Source organism: Intrasporangium sp. (assembly GCF_040414665.1).
Lineage (GTDB): Bacteria > Actinomycetota > Actinomycetes > Actinomycetales > Dermatophilaceae > Intrasporangium.
On sequence record NZ_JBEDUL010000175.1, the window covers coordinates 1 to 3,849 of the forward strand.

Annotated in this window: 5 protein-coding genes; all 5 read left to right on the forward strand. The window is 71.7% G+C overall.

Annotated features, from left to right (window positions below; translation table 11 throughout):
• A partial coding sequence (locus ABF401_RS20010) for a dioxygenase family protein (protein ID WP_502908296.1) occupies positions 1 to 288 on the forward strand: 288 nt, incomplete at its 5' end.
• Positions 281 to 883, forward strand: coding sequence for a protocatechuate 3,4-dioxygenase subunit alpha (gene pcaG, locus ABF401_RS20015; RefSeq protein WP_353511353.1), 603 nt, complete (start codon positions 281 to 283; stop codon positions 881 to 883). The genes ABF401_RS20010 and pcaG, both read left to right, overlap by 8 nt.
• A 5-nt stretch (positions 884 to 888) precedes the next feature.
• Positions 889 to 2,328, forward strand: a complete 1,440-nt coding sequence (locus ABF401_RS20020) for a lyase family protein (RefSeq protein ID WP_353511354.1) — start codon at positions 889 to 891, stop codon at positions 2,326 to 2,328.
• A complete protein-coding gene (locus ABF401_RS20025; protein ID WP_353511355.1) occupies positions 2,325 to 3,128 on the forward strand; it encodes an alpha/beta fold hydrolase in 804 nt (267 codons plus the stop codon). Before ABF401_RS20020 ends, ABF401_RS20025 begins: the two co-directional genes overlap by 4 nt.
• Positions 3,129 to 3,193: 65 nt before the next feature.
• Positions 3,194 to 3,571 (forward strand): carboxymuconolactone decarboxylase family protein, encoded by a 378-nt coding sequence (locus ABF401_RS20030; RefSeq protein WP_353511356.1) that lies wholly within the window; start codon positions 3,194 to 3,196, stop codon positions 3,569 to 3,571.
• Positions 3,572 to 3,849: the final 278 nt, after the last annotated feature.

Genomic DNA, 3,849 nt, shown 5'->3' on the forward strand with positions numbered 1-3,849 from the left:
CCCTGGCGCAACCACCGCAACGCCTGGCGGCCCGCCCACGTGCACTTCTCCCTGTTCGGGACCGAGTTCACGCAGCGCATGATCACGCAGCTGTACTTTCCGGGGGACCCGCTCTTCGCCCTCGACCCCATCTACCAGTCGATCACCAGCCAGTCGGCGAGGGACCGGCTCGTTGCCCAGTACGACCACGACGTCTCCGAGCACGAGTGGCTGCTCGGCTACCGGTGGGACATCGTCCTGACCGGCGCGCATGCCACACCGATGGAGCGAGAGGGCGACCATGCCTGAGACGCAAACCAATTCGCTGTATGCCGCTGAGTCCACGTGGGTGCCCACGCCGGGGCAGACGATCGGACCGTTCTACCACTTCGCGCTGCCCTTCGAGGGGGGCGAGCACCTGGTGCCCCCGGGGAGCCCGGGCTCGGTCCGTCTGCACGGTCGCGTCACGGACGGCAACGGGGAGGGACTGCAGGACGCCATGATCGAGATCTGGCAGGCCGATGAGCACGGTCGGGTGGTCCAGCGTGAGGGCACGTTCAGGCGCGACGCCGGCGTCTTCACCGGGTTCGGCCGGACGTCGACCTGGCGCGACGGCGGCTACACCTTCACGACGGTCGAGCCCGGCCCCCCGACCCACGGGGCGGCTCCCTTCATCGCCGTCACGGTGTTCGCCCGGGGTCTGCTCAACCGGCTCTTTACCCGGATCTACCTGCCCGATGACGTCGAGGCGCTCGCCCGCGACGCCCTCCTCGCGTCGCTCGACGCGGAGCGGCGCTCCACGCTCGTGGCGCAGCGCGACGAGGACGGCTCATTGCGTTTCGACATCCGCCTCCAGGGCGATCGCGAGACGGTGTTCCTGCGTTTTCCCCGGCACGGGGCCTGAGCGACGTGCTGTTGGAGCCAGGCACGGACCGGTCGGGCGGGATCACCGACGACCGGGCAGTGCTCCAGGCCATGCTCGACGTGGAGACCGCCTGGGTGCGCGTGCAGCACCGGCTCGGCCTCGTGGGCGACGGCGTCGTGGCAGCCGTGAGCGGGGCCGCGAACGCCGACCGGCACGACGTGGCACAGCTCGCCCGCGCCGCCGAGAATGGTGGCAATCCCGTCATCCCCATGCTCGCCTCGCTCCGTGAGCTCCTGCACGAGCAGCAGACGGCTGACGCGGGGGATGCCGTCCACGCCGTCGGTGAGGGTGCGGCGGCTGACGTCGACAGGGCAGTGCACCGCGGCCTGACGAGCCAGGACGTCGTCGACACCGCCCTGATGTGCATCGCGGCCCGAGCCCTCGACTCACTGGAGACGAGCCTGTCCAGTGGTACCGATGCCCTGGCGCGCCTCGCCCGCGAGCATCGACGCACCGTGCGGGTGGCGCGGACCCTGGGCCAGCCGGCCCTGCCGACGACTTTCGGCCTCACGGCCGCCGATTGGCTCAGTGCCCTCGACGACGTGCGTGACGAGCTCTCGGCAACGCGAGACTCCCTGCCAGTCCAGTGCGGCGGAGCGGCGGGCACCCTGGCCGCCATCGAGGCCCTGGCCCCCGGCCGGTCCCTCGAGGCGGCCGACCTGCTGGCCGAGGAGCTGGGGCTCGCGAGCCACGGACGACCGTGGCACACCGACCGGGGTCCCGTCACCACCCTCGGCGACGTCCTCGTGCGTACCGCCGATGCCATGGGCAGGATCGCCGCGGACATCGTCCTGTCGGCCCGCCTCGAGATCGGAGAGCTCCGCGAGTCGCCCGCGGAGGGACGGGGCGGGTCGTCGACCCTGCCCCAGAAACAGAACCCCGTCCTCTCCGTCCTCGTCCGCTCCGCTGCCATCGAGGCACCCCACCTCGGCGCGGTCCTCCACTCCGCAGCCGGCCTCGCGGTCGACGAGCGCCCTGACGGCGCCTGGCACGCTGAGTGGGGTCCCCTGCTCCGCCTGCTCCGCCGGGTCGTCGTGGCGGCCGCGCAGCTCGACGAGGTTCTCACCGGACTCGTGGTCGACGTCGACGCGATGCGCCGCCACGTCGACGAGGTGGGCCCCGCCCTCGTCAGCGAGCGGGTGTTGACCACGATCGCGGCCCTGCCCAACGGTGCGGCGGCCGTCGCTGCCCTTCGCCCTGTCCTCCGCGGGCGGGCTCGGGCCCGTCATCTCACCCCGCTGCTGCGCGCGTACCTGCACGAGGCCGTCCTCACGGACGCCGAGATCGAGGACCTGCTCGACCCCCTTCAGTACCTCGGCGCCACGGAGCCCCTCATCGACCGGGCCCTTGCCCGCCACGATGCCCGCCCCAGGACCCGACCCAACGACCCTAGAAAACCCGACCCTGCCCAAGGTGAGACATGACGATTGCCCTGACCCTGACGAATCTGCGCGTCGCGGAGCACCCGGGTGGTGCCCTTGTCGTCGGGCCCTCCCTCGGCACTGCCGTCGCCCCGCTCTGGAGCCGCTGCGTCGACCACCTGCCGCTGGACCTCACCGTCGTGGGGTGGGACCTGCCCGGCCACGGCGGCAGCCCACCGCACGACGCGCCGTTCACCGTCGAGGACCTCGCGGGGGCTGTCGTCCAGGCGACCGAGGAGCTGCGCGACGACGCGACGGGGATGGTGCTCTACGCCGGTGTCTCCCTGGGTGGAGCGGTCGGTCTCGCTCTGGCCATCGACCACGCCCAGGGCTTCGATGGGATCGTCGGCATCGCCGCTGGAGCCAGGATCGGGGAGCCCGACGCCTGGCACGAGCGCGCTGAGCTGGTTCGCCGGGCCGGGACTCCGGTCATGGTCGAGGTGTCCGCGAAGCGGTGGTTCGCCCCGGGCGCCATCGAGCGCGATCCGGCCACGGCCGCGGCCCTGCTCGACTCGCTCCAGGAGGCGGACCGGTTGAGCTATGCCCGCTGCTGTGAGGCGCTGGCGGTCTTCGATGCCCGCGACGCGCTAGGCGCGGTGGAGCTACCCGTCCTCGCGCTCGCCGGCGAGCACGACCCCGTAGCAACGCTCGAGATGGCCGAGACCGTGGCGGCGGCCACCGGTGGGACGGCTCGCACCATCGGGGGCGCCGCACACCTGCCCCCGGCAGACCAGCCCGCCGCGACCGCCCACGAGATCACCGAGTTCCTCATGGGGCCTGTCGCCGAGGCGAGCGCCTGGTGACCGCCGGTGGGCCCGGACCCTCCGGGCGCGGCGAGCGGACCGCTGAGGAGACCTACCGCGACGGGATGGCCGTGAGGCGGGAGGTCCTCTCTGACGCTCACGTGGACGCCGCCAAGGCCCGCACGACGGAGTTCACCGAACCCTTCCAGGACCTCATCACCCGCTACGCCTGGGGCGAGATCTGGACCCGACCCGGTCTCGACCGTCGAGTGCGCAGCGCGATCACCCTGACGGCGCTGGTCGCGAGGGACCACTGGGACGAGTTCGCCATGCACGTCCGTGCGGCCCGCCGAAACGGTCTGTCCGCGGGAGAGATCCAGGAGATCCTGCTCCAGGTGGCCATCTACCTCGGCGTTCCGACCGCCAACCACGCCTTCGCGATCGCGGCGGAGCAGCTCGCCCGGTACGAGCGGGAGGAAGGCTCGCCTCCACCCGAAGGCTGACGACCTCGTCGCATCCCCCGTCCCACCCCTCCCCGATTCGAGGTATCGCCTCGCTCTCGAGAGCGACCGGAAACCTCGAACCGAATACCTCGAATCACTGGACGGTGGAGGGGCTCTCCCTGAGGTCGTGTGTGCAGCTGAGCCCGGCGCAAAGTGCACACTCGAGGAGAAGGCCGGCTCAGAGCTGGGCGGTGGGCCAGCCCGTGTAGCACTCCGCGAGGTGTGCCGACCCATGGGTTGACGTGACGATCGAGCTCAGCTCTCCCAGCTGGCGCTTC